Origin of the sequence: Enterobacter sp. 18A13 (assembly GCF_007035975.1) — a bacterium.
Lineage (GTDB): Bacteria > Pseudomonadota > Gammaproteobacteria > Enterobacterales > Enterobacteriaceae > Enterobacter > Enterobacter vonholyi.
The window spans coordinates 2156796-2182998 of sequence record NZ_AP019634.1 but is presented as its reverse complement, the minus strand read 5'-3'; the positions used below and the strand labels follow the sequence as shown (position 1 = coordinate 2182998).

The 26203-nt window shown below is 56.5% G+C and carries 32 protein-coding genes and 1 pseudogene; 14 read left to right on the top strand and 19 right to left on the bottom strand.

Annotated elements, in window-relative coordinates:
• Position 1: 1 nt before the first annotated feature.
• Positions 2–934, bottom strand: a complete 933-nt coding sequence (locus FOY93_RS10770; RefSeq protein ID WP_143345075.1) for a LysR family transcriptional regulator — start codon at positions 932–934, stop codon at positions 2–4.
• A gap of 95 nt (positions 935–1029) precedes the next feature.
• Here FOY93_RS10770 and FOY93_RS10765 point away from each other — a divergent pair, with 95 nt between their 5' ends.
• Together FOY93_RS10765 and FOY93_RS10760 are read left to right on the top strand one after the other, a co-directional pair.
• Positions 1030–1464, top strand: a complete 435-nt coding sequence (locus tag FOY93_RS10765; protein WP_143345074.1) for a DMT family transporter — start codon at positions 1030–1032, stop codon at positions 1462–1464.
• 3 nt (positions 1465–1467) lie between these two features.
• Positions 1468–1926, top strand: a complete 459-nt coding sequence (locus FOY93_RS10760) for a DMT family transporter (RefSeq protein WP_115874995.1) — start codon at positions 1468–1470, stop codon at positions 1924–1926.
• A 2-nt stretch (positions 1927–1928) separates the two neighbouring features.
• Here the strand turns inward: FOY93_RS10760 and FOY93_RS10755 are convergent, their stop codons facing one another.
• The 8 genes from FOY93_RS10755 to FOY93_RS10720 are packed head-to-tail and all read right to left on the bottom strand — an operon-like array spanning position 1929 to position 7803.
• A complete protein-coding gene (locus FOY93_RS10755; protein WP_111964680.1) occupies positions 1929–2456 on the bottom strand; it encodes a DUF3833 domain-containing protein in 528 nt (175 codons plus the stop codon).
• Positions 2453–2977, bottom strand: coding sequence for a hypothetical protein (locus FOY93_RS10750; protein WP_133294355.1), 525 nt, complete (start codon positions 2975–2977; stop codon positions 2453–2455). The genes FOY93_RS10755 and FOY93_RS10750 overlap by 4 nt, the downstream gene beginning before the upstream one ends.
• Entirely contained in the window at positions 2974–3459 is a 486-nt protein-coding gene (locus FOY93_RS10745) for a DUF2878 domain-containing protein (RefSeq protein WP_143345073.1), read from the bottom strand. Before FOY93_RS10745 ends, FOY93_RS10750 begins: the two co-directional genes overlap by 4 nt.
• Positions 3456–4676: an SAM-dependent methyltransferase gene (locus FOY93_RS10740; protein ID WP_133294354.1), complete on the bottom strand. Its 1221-nt coding sequence runs from the start codon at positions 4674–4676 to the stop codon at positions 3456–3458. Before FOY93_RS10740 ends, FOY93_RS10745 begins: the two co-directional genes overlap by 4 nt.
• Positions 4673–5395, bottom strand: coding sequence for a DUF1365 domain-containing protein (locus FOY93_RS10735; protein WP_143345072.1), 723 nt, complete (start codon positions 5393–5395; stop codon positions 4673–4675). Before FOY93_RS10735 ends, FOY93_RS10740 begins: the two co-directional genes overlap by 4 nt.
• A 1-nt stretch (position 5396) precedes the next feature.
• Complete coding sequence (locus FOY93_RS10730) at positions 5397–6656, bottom strand: NAD(P)/FAD-dependent oxidoreductase (RefSeq protein ID WP_136194820.1); 1260 nt, start codon at positions 6654–6656, stop codon at positions 5397–5399.
• Positions 6653–7372, bottom strand: a complete 720-nt coding sequence (locus FOY93_RS10725) for an SDR family NAD(P)-dependent oxidoreductase (RefSeq protein WP_127730732.1) — start codon at positions 7370–7372, stop codon at positions 6653–6655. The genes FOY93_RS10730 and FOY93_RS10725 overlap by 4 nt, the downstream gene beginning before the upstream one ends.
• Positions 7369–7803, bottom strand: coding sequence for a nuclear transport factor 2 family protein (locus FOY93_RS10720; protein ID WP_143345071.1), 435 nt, complete (start codon positions 7801–7803; stop codon positions 7369–7371). Before FOY93_RS10720 ends, FOY93_RS10725 begins: the two co-directional genes overlap by 4 nt.
• A gap of 257 nt (positions 7804–8060) precedes the next feature.
• On the opposite strand from FOY93_RS10720, the gene FOY93_RS10715 reads away from it, so the two are divergent.
• Both FOY93_RS10715 and FOY93_RS10710 read left to right on the top strand, forming a co-directional pair.
• Positions 8061–8258 carry a hypothetical protein gene (locus tag FOY93_RS10715; RefSeq protein ID WP_023311615.1) on the top strand — a complete coding sequence of 66 codons (198 nt, stop codon included), beginning with the start codon at positions 8061–8063 and terminating at the stop codon, positions 8256–8258.
• 1 nt (position 8259) lies between these two features.
• Positions 8260–9048: a hypothetical protein gene (locus FOY93_RS10710; protein WP_136194818.1), complete on the top strand. Its 789-nt coding sequence runs from the start codon at positions 8260–8262 to the stop codon at positions 9046–9048.
• 67 nt (positions 9049–9115) lie between these two features.
• Here the strand turns inward: FOY93_RS10710 and FOY93_RS10705 are convergent, their stop codons facing one another.
• Entirely contained in the window at positions 9116–9517 is a 402-nt protein-coding gene (locus FOY93_RS10705) for a VOC family protein (RefSeq protein WP_136194817.1), read from the bottom strand.
• Positions 9518–9586: 69 nt separating this feature from the next.
• Positions 9587–9925 (bottom strand): winged helix-turn-helix transcriptional regulator, encoded by a 339-nt coding sequence (locus FOY93_RS10700; protein ID WP_115874985.1) that lies wholly within the window; start codon positions 9923–9925, stop codon positions 9587–9589.
• 90 nt (positions 9926–10015) lie between these two features.
• On the opposite strand from FOY93_RS10700, the gene FOY93_RS10695 reads away from it, so the two are divergent.
• The gene (locus FOY93_RS10695) at positions 10016–10795 is read left to right on the top strand and encodes an SDR family oxidoreductase (RefSeq protein WP_143345070.1); all 780 of its coding nucleotides are present in this window, start codon (positions 10016–10018) and stop codon (positions 10793–10795) included.
• 49 nt (positions 10796–10844) lie between these two features.
• Here the strand turns inward: FOY93_RS10695 and FOY93_RS10690 are convergent, their stop codons facing one another.
• Positions 10845–11423 (bottom strand): TetR/AcrR family transcriptional regulator, encoded by a 579-nt coding sequence (locus tag FOY93_RS10690; RefSeq protein ID WP_143345069.1) that lies wholly within the window; start codon positions 11421–11423, stop codon positions 10845–10847.
• A gap of 103 nt (positions 11424–11526) precedes the next feature.
• Here FOY93_RS10690 and FOY93_RS10685 point away from each other — a divergent pair, with 103 nt between their 5' ends.
• Entirely contained in the window at positions 11527–11994 is a 468-nt protein-coding gene (locus tag FOY93_RS10685) for a nuclear transport factor 2 family protein (protein ID WP_143345068.1), read from the top strand.
• A 39-nt stretch (positions 11995–12033) separates the two neighbouring features.
• Here the strand turns inward: FOY93_RS10685 and FOY93_RS10680 are convergent, their stop codons facing one another.
• The 3 genes from FOY93_RS10680 to FOY93_RS10670 form a co-directional block, all read right to left on the bottom strand.
• Positions 12034–12573, bottom strand: a complete 540-nt coding sequence (locus FOY93_RS10680; protein WP_143345722.1) for an ester cyclase — start codon at positions 12571–12573, stop codon at positions 12034–12036.
• Positions 12574–12637: 64 nt separating this feature from the next.
• A complete protein-coding gene (locus FOY93_RS10675) occupies positions 12638–13357 on the bottom strand; it encodes an SDR family oxidoreductase (RefSeq protein ID WP_143345067.1) in 720 nt (239 codons plus the stop codon).
• Positions 13354–14469 carry an alkene reductase gene (locus FOY93_RS10670; protein WP_143345066.1) on the bottom strand — a complete coding sequence of 372 codons (1116 nt, stop codon included), beginning with the start codon at positions 14467–14469 and terminating at the stop codon, positions 13354–13356. Before FOY93_RS10670 ends, FOY93_RS10675 begins: the two co-directional genes overlap by 4 nt.
• A 99-nt stretch (positions 14470–14568) precedes the next feature.
• Here FOY93_RS10670 and FOY93_RS10665 point away from each other — a divergent pair, with 99 nt between their 5' ends.
• The 7 genes and pseudogenes from FOY93_RS10665 to FOY93_RS10635 form a co-directional block, all read left to right on the top strand.
• On the top strand, positions 14569–15480 hold the full coding sequence (locus FOY93_RS10665) for a LysR family transcriptional regulator (protein WP_143345065.1): 912 nt from the start codon (positions 14569–14571) through the stop codon (positions 15478–15480).
• Between the two features lie 133 nt (positions 15481–15613).
• Positions 15614–16228, top strand: coding sequence for a TetR/AcrR family transcriptional regulator (locus FOY93_RS10660; protein ID WP_136194813.1), 615 nt, complete (start codon positions 15614–15616; stop codon positions 16226–16228).
• A gap of 74 nt (positions 16229–16302) precedes the next feature.
• On the top strand, positions 16303–17412 hold the full coding sequence (locus FOY93_RS10655; RefSeq protein WP_136194812.1) for an efflux RND transporter periplasmic adaptor subunit: 1110 nt from the start codon (positions 16303–16305) through the stop codon (positions 17410–17412).
• Positions 17409–20498, top strand: a complete 3090-nt coding sequence (locus FOY93_RS10650; protein ID WP_143345064.1) for an efflux RND transporter permease subunit — start codon at positions 17409–17411, stop codon at positions 20496–20498. The genes FOY93_RS10655 and FOY93_RS10650 overlap by 4 nt, the downstream gene beginning before the upstream one ends.
• Before the next feature lie 34 nt (positions 20499–20532).
• Positions 20533–21126, top strand: a complete 594-nt coding sequence (locus FOY93_RS10645; RefSeq protein ID WP_111964699.1) for a TetR/AcrR family transcriptional regulator — start codon at positions 20533–20535, stop codon at positions 21124–21126.
• Between the two features lie 74 nt (positions 21127–21200).
• Complete coding sequence (locus tag FOY93_RS10640) at positions 21201–21800, top strand: NAD(P)H-dependent oxidoreductase (protein WP_143345063.1); 600 nt, start codon at positions 21201–21203, stop codon at positions 21798–21800.
• A gap of 247 nt (positions 21801–22047) precedes the next feature.
• A pseudogene (locus tag FOY93_RS10635) lies at positions 22048–22542 on the top strand (isochorismatase family protein); the annotation flags it as partial.
• Positions 22543–22607: 65 nt separating this feature from the next.
• Here the strand turns inward: FOY93_RS10635 and FOY93_RS10630 are convergent.
• Complete coding sequence (locus FOY93_RS10630) at positions 22608–23084, bottom strand: WbuC family cupin fold metalloprotein (RefSeq protein WP_136194809.1); 477 nt, start codon at positions 23082–23084, stop codon at positions 22608–22610.
• Positions 23085–23220: 136 nt separating this feature from the next.
• A complete protein-coding gene (locus FOY93_RS10625; protein WP_136194808.1) occupies positions 23221–24006 on the bottom strand; it encodes a phosphotransferase family protein in 786 nt (261 codons plus the stop codon).
• A gap of 181 nt (positions 24007–24187) precedes the next feature.
• On the opposite strand from FOY93_RS10625, the gene FOY93_RS10620 reads away from it, so the two are divergent.
• Positions 24188–24658 (top strand): hypothetical protein, encoded by a 471-nt coding sequence (locus tag FOY93_RS10620; protein WP_136194807.1) that lies wholly within the window; start codon positions 24188–24190, stop codon positions 24656–24658.
• 46 nt (positions 24659–24704) lie between these two features.
• Here the strand turns inward: FOY93_RS10620 and FOY93_RS10615 are convergent, their stop codons facing one another.
• Together FOY93_RS10615 and FOY93_RS10610 are read right to left on the bottom strand one after the other, a co-directional pair.
• Positions 24705–25628, bottom strand: coding sequence for a LysR substrate-binding domain-containing protein (locus FOY93_RS10615; protein ID WP_136194806.1), 924 nt, complete (start codon positions 25626–25628; stop codon positions 24705–24707).
• A 24-nt stretch (positions 25629–25652) separates the two neighbouring features.
• On the bottom strand, positions 25653–26189 hold the full coding sequence (locus tag FOY93_RS10610) for a MarR family winged helix-turn-helix transcriptional regulator (protein WP_143345062.1): 537 nt from the start codon (positions 26187–26189) through the stop codon (positions 25653–25655).
• Between the last annotated feature and the right edge of the window lie 14 nt (positions 26190–26203).

Genomic DNA, 26203 nt, shown 5'->3' with positions numbered 1-26203 from the left:
CTTACGTTTGCCAGTAAAGCGGCGTACCAAAACGCTCAACGTAATAATCAATTACCGCCCTGACGTTCAGGGGCGGATGTCGGGCATCAGGGTAGATCGCCGCGATCGCCTGCTGTTCCGTATTGATGGCACACTTCAGCGCGGGCAGGAGCGGAATCAGCTCACCGCGCTGGAGCGGCTCGCTCACCAGCCAGTCCGGAAACAGTACAATTCCCATCCCGCCCCGCGCCGCAGCCAGCAGCGCTTCCGCATTATTCGAGGTCATCAATGGCGTCACGGGATAATGCGTCCACGCCTCGCCCGCCCTGCGCAACAGCCAGCGGTTAGGCCCTGACGATCCGCGATAGACCAGACAGTGATGGCGGTTAAGATCGTCCGGTCCTTCAGGCGCACCGTGTCTACGCACGTAATCTGGCGACGCGGCCAGATGATACACCTGCTGCCCGAACACCCGCGCGTGAAAAGATGAGTCCGTTAGCACGCCAATCCGGAAGATCACGTCGGCGGCATCGCGGTGCGGGTCGATAAAATCATCGGTCAGCGTCAGCTCTACGTTCAGGCGGGGATAGCGTTCCGACAGGCCGGGAAGGCCGGGCGCAATGTGCTTCTGGCCGAAAAACACCGGTCCGTTAATGCGGATCGCACCGGACGGTTCCACCGCACGCGCGTCCAGCTCCCGTCGCGCCTCTTCCAGGTTTTCCGCCATCGACCGGGCATAGCGAATAAAAAGATGGCCGCTTTCCGTGGGGATGACGGCCCGCGTATTGCGGTAGAAAAGCTGCTGCCCGAGCGCATCCTCAAGCTGGTGGATCACGCGCGATATCTGCGAGGCCGATATCCCCTGCCGCCGCGCCACGACGGAGAAATTCTGCGCTTCATACACGTCGATGAAGATCAGCAGCGTGCGAATGTTGATATTGCTGGCGTCAACCATTAATGCATTTCTCGCAAAGGTGTTTCCACCATTATGGCATTTTTCTCACTGGACAACCCACGTAATCTTCTTCGCCTGAAAACGGAGGAAGAAGAATGCAGTTGGTTTTGATTTTACTGGTGATTGCTGGCGGGATGGGCCTCTCCGTCGAGGCGGGCCTGCTGGGACCGCTGGGGGGAAAGGTCGGGGATTTATGGGCGACGTTCAGCATTTTTGGCGTCGGCGCCGCGCTGACGTTTCTGCTGATGCTGTTTTTCAGCCCGCGCAACAGCCCGTCGTTTTTCGCACAGCCCGGCTGGCAGCTGCTCGGCGGCGTGCTCGGTCCGGTATACGTGGTCATCCTGACCGTGGCGACACCCACCATCGGCATCGCCATGACCATGATTGGCATTCTGGCCGGCCAGGTCTTTAAAAGCCTGATCATTGACCACTATGGTCTGCTGGGTTCGCCGCACAGGAAGATAAACGCAAAGCGCATTATTGCACTGGGGTTCATTATTGCGGCACTGGTTCTGGTCGCACAGGGGTAACGTATGACACTGATTATGATTCTTCTGGCCGTATGCGGCGGCGCGACGCTGAGCATTCAGGCCGCCATTAACGGCCAGCTTGGCAGCAGCGTGGGCGTATTCAAAAGCGCGTTTCTGACCTTTTCCGTCGGCGCGCTGGTGACCGCCCTGCTGATTTTCTTCTTTGAGCCTAAGCAGGCCGTCAGCCTGCTGGACGTGCCGAAATGGCAGCTTCTCGGGGCAATGTTTGGCGTGCCTTATATTGTGATTATGGTCGTGGCGGTGCAGCGCATCGGCACCGCCGTCGCCACGGTGGCGGTCATATTCGGCCAGCTCGCCATGAGCATGTTGATTGATAACTTTGGCTGGCTGGGTAATGCCGCTATTCCCTTTTCGCCGAGCCGTCTGGGGGCGGTAGTCTGCCTGGGTATTGCTCTCTGGTTCATCTACTCGAGCAGTAAAATTCACAGCACCCGCGACTAGACTCATGTCTTACGGGTAAAGAACAGCGTTACCGTGGCGACGGTGACGCCCAGCTTCTTCATCTCGGTTTTATTAAACAGATGGTTCTCATCCTGCAGGTACATCCAGTCGTCAAAGTTCAGTAGCCACGTGCTCCCGTTGGCCTTCACGTTCATGCTGTAATGCCAGTTGAACGCGTTGCCGGCGGCCTGCCCCGTCGCCACCCCTTCGATATCCCCCGCCGTTCCCTCATAGCGATCGTTCCCCAGGCGCCGGATATGCCAGACTCGCTGCTGCTTCTCACCGTCGTCATAAACGAAGTGCTCGTTGAGCGTCAGCGTATCGCCAATTACATCCCCGGCAATCTCAACGTGAAAGCGGCGGATCTGCTTGCCGCTGCGATCCTGCACCATCCCCCACGCTTCAGTTTTACCCTGGAAGTAGTGGAAGATATCCAGCCGCGGCTGCTGCTGGCGGTACTCGGTCACCTCCGTGCTACAGCCCGCCAGAAGCATCGTCAATGCCAGCGCCATCATAAGGAAACGTTTCATTTTTGGCCTCCGATTAACTGCTGACGCAGTTCAGGGTATTGCGTGCGGGGATCGAGCCAGATGGCCAGAAAGCGGGTGCTGAACGCTTCTGACTGGCGTGGTCCCAGGGGAATAAAGGTTTTCTGAAGGGTCGGATCGCGATACCAGAACTGCCCCTGCTTATCGTTGAGAACAAACGCCAGCTGTGAGCCCTGTCGGACATCAGGCCACAGCGACTGGAGCATCCGCAGCCAGGCTTCGCTTTGCGCTTCCTGCGCCAGGATACCCTGCGCCTGCCACTGGTCGCGGGTCGCCTCGACCAGTTCATCGCGATCGATGTCGCGCGCATAGGTAATAATCAGCGCCTGATCCTGGTCCTCCCGACCGTAACGCCCGTCCGGAGTACGCAGCTGGGAGGTATAGACCGTGAACGGCCCCCAGGTAAGCGTGGCGTCGCCCACCTTCCGCCACGCCAGCCAGTCGGCGGCCTGGCCAACGGGAACAACCAGCGTCAGACAAAGCAGCAAAAATGCAGCTTTCATTTTTGTCTCCCCATCAGCAGGTGGAAAAACAGCATCAATACCAGCCACCCCGGCGCCATCCAGCTGACGACGATAAAGGTTGGATCCAGAAACGTGATGGCACCCAGCCGCTCGCCAATCAGGTACGCTACCGGGCCTCCCACTGCGGCAAGCAGGGTCAGCAGCCAGCCGGGCAACGTGGTGGTGCGCGTAAGCTGCGTCCAGACGGTGGCAAACATCAGCCACAATGCCACCATCCATAGCGGCATCAGGGAGTCGCCCGTAAAGGCAATCAGTCCCGTCAGCGCCCAGAGCGTATCCAGCAAACTTCCCGCCGCGGCCAGCCCAATGGCGTAAAAACGGTATACAGACGGCAAAAGCAGGCACGCCAGAACCGCCAGCGCGAGCCAGATAATCAGGCCCTTTTCGCGAAAGAGCACCACCAGCGTCCAGTAAAGATCGAACGCGACGGCCAGCAGAAAGACCTGAAGATATCGTTTCATACGCGCTCGGCGGTCAGCTGCACCACGCTGATGGTGCGGGCGTTAAACCCGGCTTCGCAGTAGCCAAAGTAGTACAGCCACATACGGCGAAACCGCTCATCGAAGCCGAGCTTTTCAATCTCCTGCCAGGCGTGGACAAAGCGCTGCCGCCAGAGGGCCAGCGTGCGGGCGTAGTCCGGTCCCATGTCGAAAAGATTGCGCACCACGAAATCGGTGTGGCGCGTCATCAGCTCGTTCATCGCGGTGATGCTCGGCAGGAAGCCGCCGGGGAAGATGTAGCGCTGGATAAAATCGACGCTTTTGCTGTAGTCGCGATAGCGCTGGTCCTGAATCGTGATGGCCTGAATCGCCATCCGTCCTCCCGGGCGCAGCCGCGCCTGGCAGGTACGGAAGAACGTGGGCAGATAGCGCTGACCGACGGCTTCAATCATCTCTATCGAGACCAGCTTGTCGTACTGTCCGGTGAGGTCGCGATAGTCGCAGAGCAGCACCTCGACCCGATCCTGCAGTCCGGCGCGCGCAATTCGCTCGGTCGCCCAGACGTATTGCTCCTGTGACAGCGTGGTGGTAGTCACCCGACAGCCATAACGACGGGCCGCGTATTCCGCCATCGCGCCCCAGCCGGTACCGATCTCCAGCAGGTGGTCATTCGGTTCTAGCATTAACTGGTCACACAGGCGCGCCATTTTGGCCTGCTGGGCCGCCGTCAGGTCCTGCTCGTCCTCCGTAAACAAGGCGCTGGAATAGAGCAGCTCTTTATCCAGAAAATGGGCGTAGAAGGTATTGCCCAGATCGTAATGAGCGGCAATATTTTCACGCGCCTGCGCGCGGGAGTTACGCCGCGTCCAGTGGCGCAGACGCTCCAGCGGCCTGCCGAACAGGCGGAACCCGTTTTCCAGACGGCCAAGCACCTCGCCGTTGAGCGCCAGCAGTTCCAGAAGCGGCGTAAGGTGCGTGGTTTCCCATTCGCCGTCCATCCAGGCTTCTGCGGCAGCAAGGCTACCGCCCGTTAAAACTCGCCAGTAAACGCCGGGCGTGAGGATTTGTACGTCGGCGTGCAGCGCGGAGGATGTCTCGCCAAAATGGAAGGTCTGCGCCCCTTCACGCAGGGTGAGCGAGCCACCGCGGATACCGCTTAACAGACGAAAAAGCAGCCAGCGCGCGATGCGCACGTTGCGCGGGATATCGGGTTCTAACGCAAAGACGGGATCGGTCATGAGCGTTCACTCCTGCTGACGGGGTGGTTATACAGCGGCACGCGCTTGAGCCAGAGCCGCAGCGCCTGCCAGTAAATGGCAAAAACAGTTTTCAGGGTCATGAGCGGGATACGCACCAAAAGCCCACGCAGCGCGGGGCGCGTAAAAGGCTCCCGGCGCAGCGCCAGCGTGGCGTCAAAGACCTTCGCTTCCTGATGATTTTCAATGTGCATATGCAGCGTGTTATCCGGGTCGTTAAAGCGCCAGTGGTAGATCATGTCCATTGGATTGAAGGGGGAGACGTGAAACGCTTTTTCCGTGGGCTGTGCATTCTGTCCGTTGACGGCATAGTAATGACGTTCATTCCACGGCGTGTTGCGGACCTCCGCCAGCACCCAGCGCAGCGTCTCCTTCTCGTCATAGCAGTAGTAAAAGTTGACCGGATTGAAATGAAAGCCGAAATAGCGCAGCTGCGTCAGGAGCATGACCCGCCCGTCCGGACGTTCTCCGGTCAGGCTCTCCAGCCTGCTGAGCACGTTCTCCTTAAGCGGCGTGCCGAGCGGATAGTCCGAGTCGTGGAACGAGGCGGCGGCAAAGCGATTGTGCCGTACGCCGACGGACGGCAGCAGCGGCAGTTCATCGAGATCCAGCCAGGCCATAAAGACGCTGTAGCTGAATTCGTGGTTTTTCGGCTGGAGGCGGCGGTGGCGTAATACGCCGTGGTAGAGGCAGCTGTTCATCTTAGTTCCCCTCTCCGGCCGCTATCGCATTGACCACATCCAGCGCGCTGCGCACGCCATCCTCATGAAAACCGTTGTACCAGTAGGCCCCGCAGTACCAGCTCCGGTTATGACCGTTGATCTCGCCGCGCCGCGCCTGCGCCCGCCAGCTTTGCGGGTTAAACAGCGGATGTTCATAAACGAAGCGTTGCAGAACGAAGCGTTCATCTACCGGTGCGTCAGGGTTCAGGGTGACGCAGAACAGCGGACTGCCCGCAGGCAGCCCCTGCAGAATGTTCATGTTGTAGGTAACACAGGCGCTGGCCTGCTCCTGCGCGCTCAGGCGGTAGTTCCAGCTCGCCCACGCGCGCGGCCGCACCGGCAGCCAGCGCGGGTCGCTGTGCAACACCACCTCGTTGCGCTGCCAGCCAATATCGCCCAGCACCTCGCGCTCTGCGGAGGTGGGATCTTCAAGCATCGCCAGAGCACTGGCGGAGTGGCAGGCAAAAATCACCCGATCGAAAGTATGGCTGCCGTTTTCAAGCTGAAGCGTAACCCCGCCCTCGTGGCGGCTCACCCGCTGCACCGGTGAATTGAGATGCAGAGTCAGCCGATCGCCTAATTTGTCCAGCATCGCACGGATATACTCTCGCGAGCCGCCCGGCACCACGTACCACTGCGGGCGATGGGCGATATCCAGCAGCCCGTGATTCTGGAAGAAACGTAAGAAAAGCGGCAGCGGGAAGCGCTTCATCTCCTGCAGCGAGGATGACCAGATGGCGGCTCCCATCGGCAAAATATAGTGGCGCGCAAAAAACGGCGTAAAGCCGTGCTGGTCCAGAAACGTCTGCAGCGTGGCGTTCGGGTCCACCACCCCATCCAGCGCCTGTTTTGCCAGACGATTGAAGCGGACGATCTCGCCGAGCAGACGCCAGAACGCCGGATTCACCAGGTTGCGACGCTGGGCAAACAGCGACGTCAGGGTGTGACCGTTGTACTCCAGCCCCGTTTCGGGGTTGTGTACCGAAAAGCTCATCTGCGTTTTTTGCCCGCTGATGCCCAGCTCGCTGAGCAGGCCCATAAAGCGCGGATAGGTGCGGTCGTTGTAGACGATAAAACCGGTATCGATCGCGTATGTGCCCTGGGGCGTCGTCACGTCAACCGTTGCGGTATGGCCGCCCGGTGTGGATCCCGCTTCAAACAGGGTCACCTGATGATGCCCGGCCAGGCGCCAGGCGCAGGTCAGCCCGGCAATGCCGCTGCCGATAATTGCAATGTTCATGAACGCACCATCCTGCGCAGCAGCGTGCGCTGTAGAAACGCAGGCAGCCCGGAGAGCAGCCGCAAAATGAAGCCAAACCCGGACGGAAACGCGATGTGCATTTTCCCGGCCGCCAGCCCGATACGGATCGCCTTAACCGCCTCGTCGACGGTCACCCTGCCCGGCATGGCGAAATCGTTTTTTTGCGTCAGGGGCGTATCGACAAAGCCCGGGGAAACAACCGTCACGGCAATGCCTTTTGGCTCCCAGTCCAGGCGCAGGCTTTCGGCAAACCAGCTCAGCGCGGCTTTAGACGCGCCATAGGCCTCTGCACGCGGGAAGGGAAGCCAGTGGGCCATCGAGCTCACCAGCACCACGCGGTTACCGGCAACCAGCTGCGGCTGTAGCGCCTCAAGGCAGTTCACCGGCCCGAGGAAATTAGTGTTCATGACCCGCTCTACCAGCGCCGCGTCCACCACGCCCTGGTCGAGATATTCGCAGGTACCGGCGCAGAGAATAATCAGATCGGCGTAACTGCCGGTCAGCGCCTGGCGACAGGCGTCCCGGTCCGTCATATCGAACAGACGAACGGTGAGATTGGGGCAGGTCTGATGCAGTGCTTCCAGACGCGCCGGATCGCGCCCGCAGGCAATCACATGGTAGCCGTCAGCGGCAAAGGATTTTGCCAGCCCGGCGCCAATGCCCGAGCTTGCGCCGGTAATCAGCACCGTCTTCATGATTTAACCCTCCGCTTCACGCCGCGTACCGCCCAGCCCAGCAGCGGGAGATGTTCGTAGATCATCTCTCCCGCATCGTAGTAGTCGCGCTGGCGCGTGATGAGATCGTTTTCCGTCTCTACCACCGAGCACCCCGGCAGATCGAGCGGCTCACCTCCGGCAATGCGCGGATGCGACCAGTGCATCACCCAGGTGACAACAAACTGGTTCCCACTGCACAGCGGCGGATCGATAGAAAAACGGCAATTTTCGACGTTGGCCAGCAGATGGGTGAAATAGCGCTGGAGCGCAAAAATACCGTCATGCTCGCCGAACGGATCGACAAGCGTGGCGTTTGAATGGTAAAGCCCGACCAGCGCGGACGGCGGCTGGCTATCCAGTGCGGCGTAGTACTCAATAAACCGACTCACGACAGAGGGCAAAGTGCTCATGGGTCACATCCTGGCTGTAAACAACGTGGCGTAATCGCATACTTAAAACTTACACAATTAACGTTATTTGTCCAAGTTTGTGCAAAATTATTTTTTATTACTTATAAATATCAACAACTTGATAACTCAATCATTTGACGTTTTTGTAGGCCAGGTAAGGCGTAGCCGCCACCCGGCTTTCACTTTCAGGTTATCCTTAAGGCAAATTCAGCGGTCATCTTCCAGGCTTATCCTTTTTATTCATAAGGATGCCTGACATGAAACGTTTCTTTCTCTCCCTTTTCTCCAGCCCGGAATCCTTACTGCAGGTGATGAGCCAGCAGGAAATTATTGAAGCCGTCGAAGATGGCGATCGCATCATTATCGACCAGGACGGGAACGCCTCCGTTAACTACAAAAGCAACGAGGTGCGGCAGGATTTTCTGCGTCACGTCAACATGCTGAAGAGGGCCTGATATGGGAACGGCGATATTTATGGTGCTGATGGTCTGCGGGTACTGGTACACCAGCCGCGACCTGTCGACCCGCTTTAAAATCAAGCGTTCCTTCGGCTGGGACGTCTATTTTCTCGTTGCACTTTACGGCTGTATTTTCGTTTTGCAGGGGGTGATTGCTACGGGGCTACTCTGGCTGCTGCTGCTCGCCCTTTCCGCCGCCAATAACGCTTTTCACTTTGCCTCACCGAAATACACCGACTGGCAAATCGACTTTATGAACTGGAGTTTTTTGGGCATTCAGGCGCCGGTTGTCGTGATGCTGGCGTTCGCCATCCTGTTTTGCCTCTACCGCTCTAACTGGGCAGGCAGCGCCAGGCTGGACGGCGAAAGCCGGAAAAAGCTCTACAAACGTCTGGCGCAGTCGAGCGGTATCGAACAGCTGCTATACCAGTGTATGGAACAAGGCGAGCTGGCGCAGGTCACGCTCCGCTCGAGGCGGATATACGTGGGTATGATCCACACCGCGACGCTGGAGTATGAAAAAACGGCCAATATCGTGCTGATCCCGATGTTGAGCGGGTACCGGGATGCGAAGACGATGAACCTGCGCATCGAGAATAATTACAGCAGGTGGTATGCGGAGCATGACATTACGCTCGACTCTGAACCCCGCAGCGCCATGTCATTCCGCAAGGTGATTTTACTCAATCAGATTGAGAGCATCTCGCTGTTCGATCCCGCAAGCGCCAGCGCGCTGTCGCTGGCACAGCGGGACGAGGGCTCTGGCCCTAAAGAGACATCCCCATAATTTTGAGTACGCTCTGCTGGGAAGCGTACAGGACAAAAGGCGAATGACACATCATTTGCGGTGGTATTCACGGTTGCGCAGTCTGATAAAGATCCCAGCGGTTGCCGTAAATATCTTCAAACACCACCACCGTACCGTACTCTTCCTCACGAGGTTCTTCGCAGAAATGAACGCCTTTTGCCTTCATGGCATGGTAATCGCGCCAAAAATCATCCGTCTGAAGGAACAGGAAAACTCTGCCGCCGCTTTGATTACCGATAAAACCTTCCTGCCTCTCGTTAGAGGCACGAGCCAGCAGGATATTGCAGTCGCTTTCCGGGTTGGGTGAGACGACTACCCAGCGTTTTCCCGGTTGGGGCGTATCCTCTACGAGGGTAAACCCCAGCTTGTCGGTGTAGTACTGAATGGCGCGATCGTAGTCATCAACCACAATAGCTACGCAGCCAAGGCATCGTTTCTGTGTTCTCATTTTTTCGTTTCCTTTGCACAAATGGGTTACGGATAACGCTATTCCATTGAAGCGTGCTGACCGCCAGGCTTACAGGCTTGCGTAAGCCTCACGTTTTTCTGCCCATTTCAGCATGGCATCAAGCGCCGGGCATAATGCCTGCCCCCAATCGGTGAGGCGATACTCTACTTTCGGTGGCACTTGAGGGTAAACCATCCGCGAAACGATACCGTCGGACTCGAGTTGTCGAAGTTGCTGCGCCAGCATCTTTTGGGAAATACCGGGGATCAGTTTTTCGAAATCAGAATAGCGCTGCACTTTTCCGTCGAAAAGATGAAAAAGAATAATTAATTTCCAGCGCCCTTCCAGCAACCGTAATACTTGCTCCACGCCGCTTGCGGCAGATTCCGGACTATATAACTTACTCATAATTTAGTAACTCACTTTTTCGTGCGTACTTGTTAATTACTCAGTCTATGTTGAATATACCTGTACTGTAAATAATGGGAGCGAAAGTCCATGTCATTAGATATTGATTTTAAAGGCAAGCGCGTGCTTGTTACCGCTGGCACGAAAGGGCTCGGCAAAGCAGTCGTCGGACTTTTAAAACAACTCGGTGCAACGGTATTTACCACGGCGCGCCACGATCCAGACGTAAATATCGCGGATACTTTCGTAGCCGCTGATCTTACTACGGTCGCTGGATGTGCCTCAGTCGCATCCGCAGTGCAGGAACAGATGGGAGGTGTCGACGTAATTATCCATGTTGCAGGCGGTTCAACCTCACCCGGCGGCGGCTTTGCTGCACTTGGCGAAGACGAGTGGCAGCAGGAGCTCAATCTTAATTTGTTACCTGCAGTACGCTTAGATCGCGCCCTGCTTCCCGGAATGCTTGAGCAGGGAAATGGGGTGATTATTCACGTGACGTCTATCCAGCGCGAACTGCCTTTACCGGATTCAACAACGGGTTATGCGGCGGCTAAGGCAGCCCTCTCAACCTACAGTAAAAGTCTTTCAAAGGAAGTCTCGCCGAAAGGTGTTCGGGTGGTGCGCGTTGCCCCCGGCTGGATCGAAACTGAAGCGGCGGTGGCACTGGCGGAGAGACTGGCAAAGCAAGCAGGAACAGACTACGAAGGTGGCAAACAGATCATTATGAAGGCGTTAGATGGAATACCGCTCGGACGCCCTGCCCGACCGATTGAGGTTGCCAACCTCATCGTCTTCCTCGCTTCATCGCATGCTGCGAGTATCACAGGTACTGAATTTGTGATTGATGGCGGCACCATTCCAACAGTGTAACGCGGATGCTTAATCGACCTGGTGCAAGAGTTGATTAAGCACCGGAATCTCACTGGCCGGTCAGTTCCGCTAAAACCCTTTTTAACGCATTTATTATCGTTTCTGTATCCATGCCCATCTGCGCATGAATAATGGCACCGTCAATGAGCAGCATGATTTCATTGACGACGCGCTCATCAGCAATCTTTGTCAGCGACGCAATAATCTTCTTTGTTTCGATTTTATGATCGCGGCATATCGCTTTTATTTCGCTTTCAATATCTTCGGATTTGGCTTCCGCGCTGGCGTTAATAAACGCGCAGCCGTGGAACTCGGGCGAAATAAACCATTCATAGAGGGTAGCCGATAGAGCGTCCGCAGGCGTCTGGCCTTCAACGAGATGTCGACGAAGCGTGGCCTCAAACCAGTTAATCCATATTTCATGTCGATAGTGTAAATAGGCGAGAATAAGCAAGCTCTTACTCGGAAAATGGCGATAAAACGTCACCTTAGTCACTTTCGATGCTTTAATCAGCGTGTCCACCCCCGTCGCCCTGAAGCCAGTGGAATAAAACAGATCGTGCGCCGTGAGTAATATTTTATCTCTGACGCTGATTTTTGTCTCGTTACCTGCGGGTTCGGTTTTCATTTTTTCGACAGCCTCAAAAAGAGTGTTGACAGCGTTATTTTTCAGGCATAGATTACCGCAAGTAGACAGACCTGTCTACATAAATCACACTGAGGTAATCGCCATGAACACACGCCCTCCTTTACCGCCCTTCACTCGTGAAAGCGCCATCGAAAAAGTCAGGCTGGCAGAAGATGGCTGGAACAGCCGCGATCCGGCGAAAGTCGCGCTTGCCTATACGCTGGACACCCAATGGCGTAACCGCGCAGAGTTCGCCACCAACCGTGAAGAAGCCCAGGCGTTTCTGGAGCGGAAATGGAAAAGAGAGCTGGAGTATCGTCTGATTAAAGAGCTCTGGGCATTCACGGATAACCGGATCGCGGTGCGCTATGCCTATGAATGGCATGATGATTCCGGCAACTGGTTCCGCTCTTACGGCAATGAAAACTGGGAGTTTGAGCCGGACGGCCTGATGAAGCGCCGCTTTGCCTGCGTAAACGATATGCCGATAAAAGAATCCGAGCGCCTGTTCCACTGGCCGCTGGGCAGACGCCCGGACGATCACCCTTCGCTGAGCGATCTTGGCTTATAGGATTTTCGCATCACTCCGGGCCGCCCCGGAGTGGTGACTTTACAGCGCGCCGAGCTGTTTCATCAGCGTCAGGTTGTCCTCAATGTGCCAGTTTGCCGCAATCTTACCGTCAGCGACTTCATAAATATCGGTGGCGATAAAATCTATTTTCTGCCCCTGTCCTTTCAGCTTGCCAAATGTCCCGGTGAAGGTGCCGTGAAAATGTAGATGCGAAACCACGCGATCGCCTGAAATAATCATTTGCTCAACGTCACAACGCAAATCAGGCACGGCTGTCCGAAACGCCCTGGAAGCTAGAATAGCGCCCTCGGGACCTTGCTTACGTCCTTCCGGGGGCGTTTTATCAATAAAGTTTACGGCCAGGGCATCACGCGCCAGAGTTTCATTACCGGTGTTCCAGAACGTGGCATATTTTCTGGCAGCAGTTTCATTCGCCTTTAATTGTGCCTGTGACAGACTGTTATCCACAATAAGCAGTTTCGGCTGCAGCCATTCCCCCTGCGAGGAAATAGCATTGCCCGACAGACCGGCAAAAATAAGTGCCGCGATAGCGGGACGAAAACACGTCGTATATTTCATGTTGTTTCTCAATAGAGTATTACGTCACCCGCAGACGATGCCCTGCGGATCAAATTAATGAGGGTCAGTTAATTAACGCCCCGCCCTCAATATCAATAATCGATCCCGTCACAAAGGGATTATCAATGGCGAAAAGATATCCCTGCGCGATGTCCTCCGCCCTTCCCCAGGCCTTGGCTGGCAAGGTTTCCGCCGCGCCGACGAGCATTTTTTCCCGCGCGGCGGCGTCCATCCCCGCATACGCTTCCGTGTCGGTCAGCCCCGGACTGACGACGTTGACGCGCAGCGGTGAAAGCTCTTTCGCCAGCACTTTTGTCGCAGCCTCAATGGCGGCATTCATCGTTGTTTTTACGAGGGCGCCCGCCACGGTGCGGCGCGCCACAAACCCGCTGGTGAAGGTCAGCGTTCCTCGGGGAGCGATGTTCCCGCTGAGATAGCGGGCGACATTGAGGCTTCCCCAGAATTTTGTATCAAAGGCCTGTCTTGCCGCACGGAGATCCAGTCCGGAAAGCAGCCCGCCCGGCGCCTGTGATCCCGCCGTGACGACAATATTATTGACCTCGCCCAGCGTTTCACTGAGCGCAACAAGCTCTTCCTCACGGCTGATATCGAGCACGAGAGTGCTAACAGACGCGGCATGAGCGCTCAGTCGCTGTCGCGCGGCGTCCAGTTTTGCGCTGTCGCGTCCCGCAAGAATAATCTCCTCACCGCGCCCGGCAAGCAGGCTGCCCACGGCGAAACCGATGCCGGAAGCGCCGCCGATAATTAAGGTTTTACGGGTCATATTATTTCCTCCTGCTGGGTGTACGTTGAGTAATCGGTATAGCCCGTGGCGGTGCCGCCAAACAGCGTGGCGGGGTCGCGCACCTGAGCCAGCGGCAAGCGGTGCGCCAGCCGGTGAGGTAAATCCGGGTTGGCAATAAACGGTCGTCCGAAGGCAATCAGATCGGCATAGCCCGCCGCCAGAATTTCTTCGGCTTTGGCAAGGTCATAGTTGCCCGCGACGATCAGGGTTCCGCTGAAGGTCTCGCGAAGCGATTGACGGAAATGCTCAGGAATCTGCGGCGCGTCGTCCCAGTCGGCTTCCGCCAGGTGGATAAACGCAATCCCTTTTTGTTCGCACCAGGCCGCAAGCGAGAGTATGGCTTCAGAGACCTGCGGGTCGTTCATCCCGCGCTGGGTAATAAACGGCGAAAGACGGATGCCCGTACGTTCGTGACCAATCGCCTCGGCAATCGCGCTTAACACGTCCTGAGCGAAGCGGATCCGGTTAGCCACCGTACCGCCGTACTCGTCCGTGCGTTTGTTGGAGGTTTGGCGCAGGAACTGGTCGATCAGATAGCCGTTTCCGCCGTGGATCTCCACGCCATCAAACCCGGCCTGAACGGCATTCAAAGCGGCCTGGCGATAGTCCGCGACGATGTTCTGAATGTCCTTGCGTGAGAGCGTTCTCGGCTGCGGGCAGTCAACCATCTGGCCTTCCCCACGCTCATTCACCACCCACACCTGCGCGTCCGGGGCCAGCGCTGACGGGGCGACGGGCTGACCGTCCTGGTGAAAACTGGCGTGCGACATTCGCCCAACGTGCCAGAGCTGAGAAAAAATGACCCCGCCCGCCTGATGTACGGCCCCCGTCGTGAGCTGCCATCCTGAAACCTGCTCCGGTGAATGGATGCCGGGCGTCCAGGAGTATCCCTGACCCTGAGGCGAGATCTGCGTGGCTTCGGTGATGATTAACCCCGCGCTGGCCCGCTGCTGGTAATACTCCGCCATCAGCGCGGAGGGAATGTTGCCCGGCTGAAGGGAGCGCGCGCGGGTCATCGGCGCCATGACGATACGATTTTTCAGGTCCAGCGAACCCAGCCTGTAGCGTTCAAAGAGTGAAGCAGGTTTCATGTTTTCATCCCTTATGGTTTGGATGAAATCACTTTACAGCCCGCATCTGATTTTGATAATTACGCTAAAAGTAGATGCACTTTTCGGAAAATATGAATAATGGGCAAACTCGAAGACATGGCTTTACTGGTGGAAGTTGCCGAGGCCGGAAGTCTTTCCGCCGCCGGACGACGCCTGTCGCTTTCCCCCGCGACCATGACGGCCAGGCTGAAGGCGATTGAGGAGCGTTACCAGACGCGCCTGTTTCACCGCTCAACGCGATCCCTCACCCTGACCCGCGCCGGGGAAGAGTTTTACCATGCCGCGCTGCGCGTGCTGGAAGAGATGCATCATGCCGAGTCGTTACTGACGCAAAAAGAGGGCGTGCTCAGCGGCAATATTCGCCTTTCCGCGCCCTCGGATTTTGGCAGACAGTATCTTAGCCCCGCCGTCATTGATTTTTCCCGGCGCCATCCTGACGTTAAATTTTTCATTTCGTTAAGAGAACACGTTGAGGATCTGGTCGCTAACCGGCTGGATATGAGCGTGCGTTTTGGCAACCTGCCGGACAGCAGTCTTGTCGTAAGAAACATCCGCCCGAACCGTCGGGTGCTGGTCGCCTCCGGAGAATATCTTAACGACCGCGGCGTCCCCGCCACGTTTGCCGATTTAGCCCGGCACCGGTGCCTGGCGCTGGAATCGCAGGGCGTGGTGATGAACGAATGGCGCTTTGAAACTAATGGTGAGGAAAGCATTGTTCGCGTTGAGCCCGCCATGGTGTGCGACGACGGAGCATTGCTTCGTCAGTGGGCGCTCAGCGGAGCGGGCATCGCGGGGAAATCGTGGTGGGACGTCAAAGACGACGTTGAAACCGGAAGGCTCACGGTGCTGTTTGCCGACAGCTTCACCGGGTTTAGCCGATACGATCGCAAAGATGTCGCGCTGCAGCTTGTTTACCCCCAGCGCAAACTGCAGCCGCTTCAGGTCACGGCGTTTAGCCAGTTTTTTCTCGACTGGCTTAAAAAACATTAACGTAAAAAACAGTGATACACTTACTCCACCTGGCCGATTGTCCCGTCTTTACGGCGTAAGGCAGCACAACTGTAACCAAAATACAAAATGGTCACTCGTTGCCAACCCTGGCCCGTCACGCTAAGCTTACATAATGACTAAAACTATGAACGCCCCATCAATACGTGGTCCACTTGACCATTCTGTCAGAGAGCAAATCGTCGAAGCGGCCTTTGAGCACTTCGGCCATTACGGCTATGAAAAAACCACCGTCGCCGAGCTGGCGAAATCTATCGGTTTTTCAAAATCCTACATTTATAAGTTCTTCGATTCCAAGCAGGCTATCGGCGAAGTGATTTGCGCTAACCGCCTGGAGCTGATCATGTCGGCCGTGCTTTCCGCCATTGAGGATGCGCCGTCAGCCAGCGAAAAACTCCGCCGTCTTTTTAAGGCGCTCACCGAGGCCGGAAGCGAGCTGTTTTTCCACGATCGTAAGCTTTACGACATCGCCGCCGTCGCCGCGCGCGAGCAGTGGCCGTCGACAGAACGGTATGCAGAAAGCCTGATGAAGCTGATTGAGAGCATCATTATCGAAGGCAGGCAGGCCGGAGAGTTTGAAAGAAAAACGCCGCTGGATGAGGTCACTCAGGCTATCCACATGGTGATGTGTCCTTTTATTAATCCCGTTCAGCTGCAGTACAATCTCGAAATGGCTCCCACCGCGGCGGTGCTTCTCTCTTCACTCATTTTAAGAAGCCTTGCCCCCTAATTTGTGACCATTGACATTTTTGGTCACTAGTCAGAGAATGCGGAAACCGTCCTGTTACGTCGAAAAGGTTTCCCATGCTCAGGCTCACTTCAGCCCGCGTTGCCGTTTGTCTCCTGCCGTTTGCCCTGGTGGCATGCGGCGATATTTCCGCAAGTGACGATCCGCGTACAAAGCTACCGCTTGTCCGATCCGCATCCGTCGAGCTTGCGAACAATAGCGCCCGCACCTTCACGGGCGTGGTGGTCGCAAGAACGCAAAGCGATTTAGGTTTCAGAGTTCAGGGCAAAATCCTTGAGCGACTGGTTGATACGGGCCAGACCGTCAAACAGGGTCAGCCCTTGCTGCGCCTGGATCCGGTTGACCTGAAATTACAGGCTCAGGCGCAGCAGCGCGCGGTGGATGCGGCCCAGGCGCGGGCGAGAAAAGCCACCAGCGATGAGGCGCGCTATCGCGGACTTGTGGCGTCCGGCGCCGTTTCTGCCTCGGAGTATGACCAGATCAAAGCGGCAGCCGATACGGCCAGGGCCGATCTCAGCGCCGCCCGCGCGCAGGCCAACGTGGCGCAAAACGCCACGGGATATGCCGTCCTGCTGGCGGATTCAGACGGCGTGGTCATGGAGACGCTCGCCGAGCCGGGTCAGGTCGTCAGTGCCGGACAGGTGACGATCAGGCTCGCCAGAGCGGGACAGCGTGAAGCGCTCGTGCAGCTTCCGGAAACATTGCGCCCTGCCGTCGGCAGCGAAGCGCAGGCCACGCTTTATGGCAATGAAAAACACCCGGTCACCGCAACGCTGCGCCTGCTGTCTGACTCGGCCGATGCCGCGACCCGCACGTATGAAGCCCGCTACGTGCTGGATGGCCTGCTGGCGAACGCGCCGCTGGGGGCGACCGTTACGCTGAACATTCAGGACAATAAAGCGGAAGGTCAGGTCATGCAGGTCCCGCTGGCTTCACTCTATGATGCAGGAAAAGGTCCCGGCGTCTGGCGCATTTCCGCCCAGCCGGCAAAGGTCGCATGGACGCCCGTCAGGGTGCTGAGCGTGGGTGAAGATGCGGCGCAGGTCACGGGCGGCGTGAAGCCCGGTGAGAAGATTGTTGCGCTAGGCGCACATCTTCTGCACGAAGGTGAGGTCGTCAGGCTCGCGAAACAACGCAATAACGCCCTGGCGGAGAACACGCCATGAGCGGAAGCCGCTTCAACCTGTCCGCGCTGGCCGTCCGCGAACGTTCCATCACGCTGTTTCTGATCGTTCTGGTGACGATTGCCGGAATTTACGCCTTCTTTGGGCTCGGCCGCGCGGAAGATCCGCCCTTCACGGTGAAGCAAATGACGGTGATAACCGTCTGGCCGGGTGCGACCGCGCAGGAGATCCAGGATCAGGTCGCGGAGCCGCTGGAAAAGCGCCTGCAGGAACTCAAATGGTATGACCGTACCGAAACCTATACCCGTCCCGGCATGGCGTATATCACCCTGTCACTGCAGGACAAGACCCCGCCTGCCGAAGTGCAGGAGGAGTTCTATCAGGCGCGTAAGAAGCTTGGAGATGAATCCCAGCGTCTCCCGGCGAGCGTCATCGGCCCGATGATCAATGACGAATTCTCGGATGTCACCTTTGCCCTCTTTGCGTTGAAAGCGAAAGGCGAACCGCAGCGGCAGCTGGTACGCGATGCCGAAGGCCTGCGCCAGCAGCTTCTGCACGTTCCCGGCGTGAAGAAAGTTAACATTATTGGTGAACAGGCCGAGCGGATTTACATCTCTTTCTCCCACGACCGTCTGGCGACGATAGGGCTCTCACCGCAGGATATTTTCAGCGCCCTCAACGGCCAGAACGCGCTGGCCGCGGCGGGCGCCATTGAGACCCGGGGCGCGCAGATTTTTATCCGCCTGGACGGCGCGTTCGATGAACTGCAGAAAATCCGCGATACGCCTTTAGTCGCTCAGGGCAAAACGCTCACGCTGTCCGATGTGGCAACGGTTGAGCGAGGCTATGAAGATCCCCCGACGATGCTGATACGCAATCAGCATGAACCCGCCCTGCTGCTGGGCGTTGTCATGCGTGAGGGCTGGAACGGCCTGGCGCTGGGTAAAGCGCTGGATGCGGAAACGGCGAAAATCAACGATAGCCTGCCGCTTGGCATGACCCTGACCAAAGTCACCGACCAGTCCGTGAATATCCGCTCCTCGGTCGATGAGTTCATGATCAAATTCTTTGTCGCACTGCTTGTGGTCATGGTGGTTTGTTTTGTCAGCATGGGCTGGCGCGTGGGGGTAGTCGTTGCGGCGGCGGTCCCGCTGACGCTGGCGGTCGTCTTCGTGGTGATGGAGGCCGCGGGAATAAACTTTGACCGCGTCACGCTGGGCTCCCTGATACTCGCCCTCGGCCTGCTGGTTGATGATGCCATTATCGCCATCGAAATGATGGTGGTGAAGATGGAGGAAGGTTACGACAGAATCAAAGCCTCAGCCTACGCCTGGAGCCATACCGCCGCGCCCATGCTGGCCGGAACCCTGGTGACGGCGATTGGCTTTATGCCGAATGGGTTTGCCCAGTCGACCGCCGGGGAATACACCAGCAATATGTTCTGGATTGTCGGCCTCGCCCTGATTGCATCGTGGTTTGTCGCGGTGGTGTTCACGCCCTATCTTGGGGTGAAGATCCTGCCGGCGATCCCCAAAGTAGAAGGGGGTCATGCCGCCATCTATAACACGCCCCGCTATAACCGTTTTCGCCAGCTGCTTGGCCGCGTTATCGCCAGAAAGTGGCGCGTGGCCGGCTCCGTGGTTGCCATTTTCATTCTGGCCGTGCTCGGCATGGGGCTGGTAAAAAAACAGTTTTTCCCGACCTCCGATCGCCCGGAAGTGCTGGTTGAAGTACAGATGCCCTACGGCACCTCGATTGCGCAAACCAGCGCCGCCACCGCAAAAATAGAAGCGTGGCTGGGCCAGCAGCCGGAAGCCAAAATCGTCACGGCCTATATTGGTCAGGGGTCGCCCCGTTTTTATCTGGCAATGGCGCCTGAACTGCCCGATCCCTCTTTTGCAAAAATCGTGATCCTGACGGACAGCGAGACGTCACGCGAGGCGCTTAAGTTCAGGCTCAGGGAGGCCGTCGCCAGCGGTCTTGCGCCCGAAGCCCGCGTGCGGGTGACGCAGCTGGTGTTTGGCCCCTACTCGCCCTTCCCGGTTGCCTGGCGCGTGTCGGGCCCGGATGTCAAACAGGTGCAGGACATCGTCGAACAGGTGAAAGCCGTACTCCAGGCAAGCCCGATGATGCGAACCGTCAACACCGACTGGGGGTCACGCGTTCCCGTCCTGCATTTCACTCTCGATCAAAACCGCCTCCAGGCGACCGGCTTAACCTCCAGCGCCGTTGCCGATCAGCTTCAGTTTCTGCTTTCAGGCGTGCCTGTCACCTCCGTGCGGGAAGATATTCGATCGGTAGACGTCGTTGCCCGCGCGGCGGGCGATATCCGTCTTGACCCGGCAAAAATCGAAGGCTTTACCCTGGTCGGCAATGCGGGACAGCGCGTGCCGCTGTCTCAAATTGGCAAGATAGAGGTCGGCATGGAAGACCCGGTCCTTCGCCGTCGCGATCGCACCCCGACAATTACCGTGCGGGGCGATATTGCCGACAATCTTCAGCCACCGGACGTGTCGGTCGCCATCATGAAGCAGCTCCAGCCGATCGTTGATGCGCTGCCGGCCGGATACCGTATTGACATGGCGGGTTCGATTGAGGAATCGGGCAAAGCGACGCAGGCGATGTTACCGCTGTTCCCGATCATGATAGCCCTGACGCTGCTGATCATCATTTTGCAGGTGCGCTCACTCTCCGCGATGGTGATGGTGTTCTTAACCGCGCCGCTGGGGCTGATTGGCGTCGTGCCGACCCTGCTGATATTTAATCAGCCGTTTGGCATTAACGCGCTGGTCGGTCTGATCGCCCTTTCCGGCATTCTGATGCGCAATACGCTGATCCTGATCGGTCAAATCGATCATAACCAGAAGGACGGCCTTGAGCCGTTCCAGGCGGTGGTTGAAGCGACTGTCCAGCGCGCACGCCCGGTCTTACTGACCGCCATGGCGGCCGTGCTGGCGTTCATTCCCCTGACGCATTCGGTATTCTGGGGCACGCTGGCCTGGACGCTGATCGGTGGAACGCTGGGCGGGACGATTATTACGCTCGTCTTCCTGCCCGCGATGTATGCGATCTGGTTCCGGATCCGCCCCGCGGAACAACGCGTGCAGCACGTTGCTGAAAACGTGTAAACTACCATGAGTAGATAACACTTCTGAGGAAAACATGGTTGTTAAGCGCTTAAGAAAAGAGGATCGCCGCGTGCAGCTGCTGGAGGTTGCGCGAGGGATCGTGCGTCAGCAAGGCACGGAGGCGCTGACGCTTGGCTACCTGGCCGAGCGGGCCAACGTGACCAAACCTATCCCCTACGACCATTTTGGCGATCGTGAAGGGTTGCTGATGGCGCTGTACAAGGATTATAGCGATCGGCAGCTCGCGAAATTCCGCGAGACGCTGGCGGTCGACAGCAAAACGCTGGAGAAGACGATCCGTTTTTTCAGCGCGGCCTATATCGACTGTGCGATTGCCGCCGGGCCTGAAACCGGGCCAATCGCCGCGGCGCTGTCCGGTTCTCGCGCGCTGCAGACGTTTCGGGAAGCATGCGTGGCCGAATGTGCCGACTGCCTGCGCACCGCGCTTTCCCCTTTTATCGTCTTAAAAGGCGTTCAGGGGGAAGCGGTACTGACGGCCATTATTGGCGCGGCGGAGGCGCTCAGCACCGCGGCGGGCAACGGCGTGCTCGCCCGGAACGTGGCGGAAGATACGCTCAGCGGCGCTATGACCGGGGTGCTGGAGACCTACGCGAATAGCACAAAATGATCGCCGGGGGCGGATTGACACCTAAGTTACTAATAGTAATATAGGCGTTACTTCTCCCCCATCTGGAGGTCATTATGTCTGCTACACATGCCATTAAAAACGCGCTGATCGTGACGGCACACCCGATCGACAATTCGTTATCCCATACGCTGGCAGCCCGTATTGCCGGGAAATTACGCGAGGAAGGTACGCAGGCTGAGATCGCCGATCTGCATGCTGAAGGGTTTAATCCGTCGATGACCCGCGCCGATCTCGATTTGTATCACGGCGATCCGAGCGCCCTCCCCGATGATATTCTGCGCGAGCAGCAGCGCGTCGAGCGCGCGGATATGCTGGTATTCGTCTTCCCGGTGTACTGGTGGTCGGTTCCCGCGCTGTTGAAAGGCTGGTTCGATCGCGTGTTAACCCTGAACTGGGCGTATAAGGTGGCCGAAGACGGCCGGATTGTGGGCAACTTACGGGATGTTCCCGTCCGCATGATTGCCTCTGGCGGTAGCGATCTGACCGGATTTGATAAACACGGCTATTCGACGGCGATTCAGACGCAGATTATCGAAGGCGTGTTTGGCTTCTGCGGGTTGAAGAACGTCAAGCTCGATATCCTTTACCAGGCAGACACGGCGACGCCTGAACAGGTTGAGGATTTCCTGAAAGGGCTCGACAGTATTAAATAATATCAGCCAGGCGCAACGCTAATGTTGCACCTACTGATGTTGGTGTATTGAAGAGAATCTCTTACCAACGCTATAACTGTACGCGATAGTTACGCTAACAGCGAAATAAACAAAGGTCATTGCATGTATCAGTCAGTTCAGCCAACAACCACCCTCACCACCACCGGAACATTCGGCGGTGCGAGCGTATCTGTAGTGAACGACTGACAAACAGAACCTCAATCCCCGCCGACATGGACGGGGAAATCTCTTTCGGGGCCCAGTTTCCCCCAGTTCCGCCGATGCCGTTCTGGCCAATATCCGTCTGTTAATCACCAACGCGCGACACGCTCAGGCGCCCGTCTTTTTTGCCCGCCATATTGGGCCGGACGACTCCCCCTTCTCAGAAAAGGGGCCGTTAACACAGCTGATACCTGAACTGGACGTGAAGAAGCAGGACGTTGTTTTCACCAAGCGCTATCCCAGCTGTTTTCGGGATACCAAATTGCTGCGTGAACTTAATCAGAGAGGCATCAAACAGCTGGTCATTGCCGGGATGAAAACAGAATTTTGTGTCGACACCACCTGCCGTGCCGCACCGGAGCTGGGTTTCAGGACGGTATTGATTTCAGATGCGCATACCACAATGGATAATGACTGTTTATCCGCCAGCGATATTATCGCCCATCACAACAGCACTCTGTCAGGCCCGTTTGTGACGCTGTCGACTGCTCGTGACTGGCTTTTTAGTACTGTGAGTTGACTCAGGTGATCGCTTATCTCTTTACCCGGCTCGCCTTTCCGCGCGCCGGGCACATAAGAGAATAATTACAGGGTAAACCCACCATCACCCACCTGTGCCTGTGCGTACCATTTCATCAGCTTCCCGGTGCCGGGCTCGTTTTCTGGAGGTGACCATGGGGCGGTATCGTGCTCGGGCACGGGTTGATACCCCCCGTGCTTAACCTCAAAAATGACGCCGCCTTTATCCAGCGACAGAACGGCATGCCAGGTACCGGCATCCATCTCCAGCACCTTGCACTCTTCGCCTAATACGACACGCCGGGTCACGCTACCGCTGTCATCAAAGTTCAACACCAGAAAGCGACCGCTCAGCGCCGTCAGCAGTTCAAAGGTGTGCGGATGGCGATGGGGACGAACATAGGTGCCGGGCTCCATTGCAATGGCCAGGCGCTGCACCGGGTCGCTAAGCTCAGGATGTAAATTGCGATGCGCGCGTAAGCGAGGGGAATTAGCCGCCTGCTCGCTTTGCTGCTGCAGGTCACTGAAAGTAATTTGTTTCATATACACCTTTGTGGATGGGATCAGCGGACGGCAACCCGATTGCCGCAGGACGTTATACCATCCTCAAAAGCCGATGAGCTATGGCGTTTGTGAAACAAAACGCTGCAACGTTTTCGCATGCTCTGTTATATCGTGCTCAAAGCAGTGTGATGGACTCATCCAGCCAGCCGGGGAGATGTTCTCTGTACCAGCTCAGGTAGCGATGAAAATCACTTTTTTTCCTTTCGTGCAGAAGTAATACGACTTCAGTCACAATCCATGCTTTAGCGAGAGCAATCTCTCTGGCTAACCTGCCTGTGGCCGAATGCGTGGCAAAAACACAGTAGCGCTCGGCAAGCTGTGAAATGCTATGTTTTGAGCCCATCCCCTTCACCAGAGGAGCAAGGTCAATGGCCGGGCTGCCTGTGCCGAACCTTTCCCAGTCGAAGAGCACCGCATCGCCGTTTTCTCTTCTGCCCCAGTTGCCCGCATTGGTATCACCAGAAATTAAACCTTCCTGACTAAACAAAACGCTGCCCGCCTGCTGAAAACATCGCATCTGCTGCTCGGCGCGGACGGGTAATTCCAAAAGAGATAAGGATTTCTCAAGCGCTGACTCAGACCAGGTATGGCTGTGATAAATCCATCCCGGTTCGGCAGGATAATCGTGAAGGCGCGAAAGTCGTTTCAGTATGTCGTCCCCTGCAACCTCTTCCTGGGAGATCTTATGAGGAACGTATTCGAGCGTCAGGCTGCGTCGATGGGTATCTGCGTGCAACAGTCGAGGGGATTCAACAACGCCAATGAGTGGTTCCGCCGCATGTTCATAAAAGCCGTATTCAACATCACTAACGGGGCATTTTTCTATTACCTGGTTGCCATGTTGATCTGCAATCAATTGGACTTTTGCTGCCCCCATTCTGGACAGGTTTTCGCCAGCCATACCATCCTCAGCTACTCGTTTGGTTACAGAACGTAAGTATAGCGTGATGTGTCAACATTCGAGGTTGAGTAAAACTCACATTGATTCCCACTATTTATCGTTTTTAAAAAGTGATTGCCCTGAATACCATCCCCTCATCCCTGGGATAAAAAAAATATTACTAAGCTTGTATGGAGCACCTATGACTCTCGATGTTTTATTCCCTGTAATAAATATTATCTCGCCGCGTAAATTTAGCGGCGATGCAAATATGCATGAGTTAATAACATTACTTTCAGCAGAAAAAGAAAGTTCAGAAGCGCTTTCGCCTTTCTTGCATCGACTGCATCTTCTGTCTTTCGCCCAAAGCAATCCGGGTAACGCTGAAGAGTTGCTTTCAGCGCATTTGCCCAAAGAAGATGGTCTCCTTCCGTTGCTTGACTTTGCGGACTGGCCAAGGGTGCATTACGCCGCGTCAGGCGAAGTTCAGACGGCTGAATCTGAGGAGTACTTCCGTGAAATGACATCGGCTGCCAATCTGTTGCGCTCTGCGCTGATCGAAGCTGAACGCGCAAAGGGAACGCCTGCGCTTTATATACTGGATAAATTACTCAACCTGAACAGCGCCCTGCCGGATAGATATAAAAAGATGGCAAATATCCCCTACGCATAAATACGTTCAATATGCGGAATATCTCGCAATAATATTCCGCTATTTATTAAACCCGCTTTTCATTGAAATCAAGACAGACGATATCCAAAGAAGGCACCACAGGCGCATTAAGGTTAAGCCAGGCCAGCAACCGTTCAATGCTCTCTCCTCTGAGCGAATTTTTGGGCCAGACAAGATAGTAGCCGTCACCGGTTGCGATGGCTTCCCTGAAGGGCAATGCGAGCAGCCCGCTTTTCAGGGCTTCCAGCGTGAGTCGAAGATCGGCTATAGCAACACCATGTCCGTGCATGGCCGCAAGGCTTCCCTGCTCCAGGGTGTCGAACACGATCCCGCCGCTCATGTCGAGTCCGGGGAATAAGCCCGTCCTTTTAAGCCAGCGTCGCCAGTCTCGTCGGTCCGGTGAGGGATGGATAAGCTCGCACTGGGCAAGCTGATGCCGGGCAGGCTCCAGCAAAGACGGCGTACAAACCGGAATAAGCCATTCGCTGAACAGCAGCCGGCTCTCCGTTGACTCGCCGAAATAGCCGTTACCGAGGAGGATCGCACAATCGTAAGGTTCCCGGCTGAAGTCAACCGTGTCGAAGTCCATCCAGACGCTGGCAATTTCGATTTTCGGCTTCGCATGGTTCTCGCGAAAGGATTTAAGCACATTCAGAAGCCATCGCATCGTCAGGGAGCTTGGCGCTTTGAGTCGCAGAAGGTGGTTTTCACTTTTGAATGCGCGACAGGCCCACTCAATATTCGAGAAACTTTCGCTAAGCTGACCGGCCAGAATACGCCCGGCGTCGCTGACCTCCACTCTCGGTCCCTGTCGTTTAAACAGCTCGCAGTCGAACCACATTTCAAGCGTCTGGACATGCCTGCTGACCGCACCCGGCGTGATATTCAGGGCTTCAGCCGCTTTGCTGAAGGAGTTCAGCCGTGCGGCAACTTCAAACGCGCGCAGCGCATACAGTGGCGGTAAAGACATACGTTCCCTTTCTGTAAGGTGTAATCATGCAGTTTTTGTATTATCGGCACACGGTGACTTGTCGCCCAATTCCTCAGACGGGAACGTCAGCAGCAGCTCCCTGAGCAGGGACTCTAGCTGCGCGCGCTGCGCGTTCGACAAGTTGCTCAGTAGCGCATTCTGCGTTTCCGTGTGCACGACCAGCGCCTGTTCGATAAGAGCCTGCCCGTGCGGCGTCAGGCTGACGAGCGAGCTGCGCTTGTCATCGGGATCGGCAATCCGCCTGATAAGCCCTTGTTGTTCAAGACGGTTGAGCCGGTTCGTTATCGCCCCTGAGGTGATCAACAGCGATGTATACAGCTGCGTGGGCGAAAGGCAGTACGGCTCCCCGGCGCGACGCAGCGTGGCGAGGACGTCAAACTCGCCCTCGCGAAAGCCAAACTGCGCCATCGCCTCCGCCCATTCTTTTCCAAGATGCTTCATCAGCCGGAGCATTCGGCCAAAAATTTTCATCGACGAGGCGTCCAGCTCCGGCATGGCGCTGCTCCACTGGCCGACAACGAAGTCTACATGGTCTTTCATTTTCACCCCTGATG

Coding starts and splice junctions, on each gene's coding strand:
- FOY93_RS10770 (WP_143345075.1), bottom strand. CDS start 934: ATGGTTGACGCCAGCAATATCAACATTCGCACGCTGCTGATCTTCATC.
- FOY93_RS10765 (WP_143345074.1), top strand. CDS start 1,030: ATGCAGTTGGTTTTGATTTTACTGGTGATTGCTGGCGGGATGGGCCTC.
- FOY93_RS10760 (WP_115874995.1), top strand. CDS start 1,468: ATGACACTGATTATGATTCTTCTGGCCGTATGCGGCGGCGCGACGCTG.
- FOY93_RS10755 (WP_111964680.1), bottom strand. CDS start 2,456: ATGAAACGTTTCCTTATGATGGCGCTGGCATTGACGATGCTTCTGGCG.
- FOY93_RS10750 (WP_133294355.1), bottom strand. CDS start 2,977: ATGAAAGCTGCATTTTTGCTGCTTTGTCTGACGCTGGTTGTTCCCGTT.
- FOY93_RS10745 (WP_143345073.1), bottom strand. CDS start 3,459: ATGAAACGATATCTTCAGGTCTTTCTGCTGGCCGTCGCGTTCGATCTT.
- FOY93_RS10740 (WP_133294354.1), bottom strand. CDS start 4,676: ATGACCGATCCCGTCTTTGCGTTAGAACCCGATATCCCGCGCAACGTG.
- FOY93_RS10735 (WP_143345072.1), bottom strand. CDS start 5,395: ATGAACAGCTGCCTCTACCACGGCGTATTACGCCACCGCCGCCTCCAG.
- FOY93_RS10730 (WP_136194820.1), bottom strand. CDS start 6,656: ATGAACATTGCAATTATCGGCAGCGGCATTGCCGGGCTGACCTGCGCC.
- FOY93_RS10725 (WP_127730732.1), bottom strand. CDS start 7,372: ATGAAGACGGTGCTGATTACCGGCGCAAGCTCGGGCATTGGCGCCGGG.
- FOY93_RS10720 (WP_143345071.1), bottom strand. CDS start 7,803: ATGAGCACTTTGCCCTCTGTCGTGAGTCGGTTTATTGAGTACTACGCC.
- FOY93_RS10715 (WP_023311615.1), top strand. CDS start 8,061: ATGAAACGTTTCTTTCTCTCCCTTTTCTCCAGCCCGGAATCCTTACTG.
- FOY93_RS10710 (WP_136194818.1), top strand. CDS start 8,260: ATGGGAACGGCGATATTTATGGTGCTGATGGTCTGCGGGTACTGGTAC.
- FOY93_RS10705 (WP_136194817.1), bottom strand. CDS start 9,517: ATGAGAACACAGAAACGATGCCTTGGCTGCGTAGCTATTGTGGTTGAT.
- FOY93_RS10700 (WP_115874985.1), bottom strand. CDS start 9,925: ATGAGTAAGTTATATAGTCCGGAATCTGCCGCAAGCGGCGTGGAGCAA.
- FOY93_RS10695 (WP_143345070.1), top strand. CDS start 10,016: ATGTCATTAGATATTGATTTTAAAGGCAAGCGCGTGCTTGTTACCGCT.
- FOY93_RS10690 (WP_143345069.1), bottom strand. CDS start 11,423: ATGAAAACCGAACCCGCAGGTAACGAGACAAAAATCAGCGTCAGAGAT.
- FOY93_RS10685 (WP_143345068.1), top strand. CDS start 11,527: ATGAACACACGCCCTCCTTTACCGCCCTTCACTCGTGAAAGCGCCATC.
- FOY93_RS10680 (WP_143345722.1), bottom strand. CDS start 12,573: ATGAAATATACGACGTGTTTTCGTCCCGCTATCGCGGCACTTATTTTT.
- FOY93_RS10675 (WP_143345067.1), bottom strand. CDS start 13,357: ATGACCCGTAAAACCTTAATTATCGGCGGCGCTTCCGGCATCGGTTTC.
- FOY93_RS10670 (WP_143345066.1), bottom strand. CDS start 14,469: ATGAAACCTGCTTCACTCTTTGAACGCTACAGGCTGGGTTCGCTGGAC.
- FOY93_RS10665 (WP_143345065.1), top strand. CDS start 14,569: ATGGGCAAACTCGAAGACATGGCTTTACTGGTGGAAGTTGCCGAGGCC.
- FOY93_RS10660 (WP_136194813.1), top strand. CDS start 15,614: ATGACTAAAACTATGAACGCCCCATCAATACGTGGTCCACTTGACCAT.
- FOY93_RS10655 (WP_136194812.1), top strand. CDS start 16,303: ATGCTCAGGCTCACTTCAGCCCGCGTTGCCGTTTGTCTCCTGCCGTTT.
- FOY93_RS10650 (WP_143345064.1), top strand. CDS start 17,409: ATGAGCGGAAGCCGCTTCAACCTGTCCGCGCTGGCCGTCCGCGAACGT.
- FOY93_RS10645 (WP_111964699.1), top strand. CDS start 20,533: ATGGTTGTTAAGCGCTTAAGAAAAGAGGATCGCCGCGTGCAGCTGCTG.
- FOY93_RS10640 (WP_143345063.1), top strand. CDS start 21,201: ATGTCTGCTACACATGCCATTAAAAACGCGCTGATCGTGACGGCACAC.
- FOY93_RS10630 (WP_136194809.1), bottom strand. CDS start 23,084: ATGAAACAAATTACTTTCAGTGACCTGCAGCAGCAAAGCGAGCAGGCG.
- FOY93_RS10625 (WP_136194808.1), bottom strand. CDS start 24,006: ATGGCTGGCGAAAACCTGTCCAGAATGGGGGCAGCAAAAGTCCAATTG.
- FOY93_RS10620 (WP_136194807.1), top strand. CDS start 24,188: ATGACTCTCGATGTTTTATTCCCTGTAATAAATATTATCTCGCCGCGT.
- FOY93_RS10615 (WP_136194806.1), bottom strand. CDS start 25,628: ATGTCTTTACCGCCACTGTATGCGCTGCGCGCGTTTGAAGTTGCCGCA.
- FOY93_RS10610 (WP_143345062.1), bottom strand. CDS start 26,189: ATGAAAGACCATGTAGACTTCGTTGTCGGCCAGTGGAGCAGCGCCATG.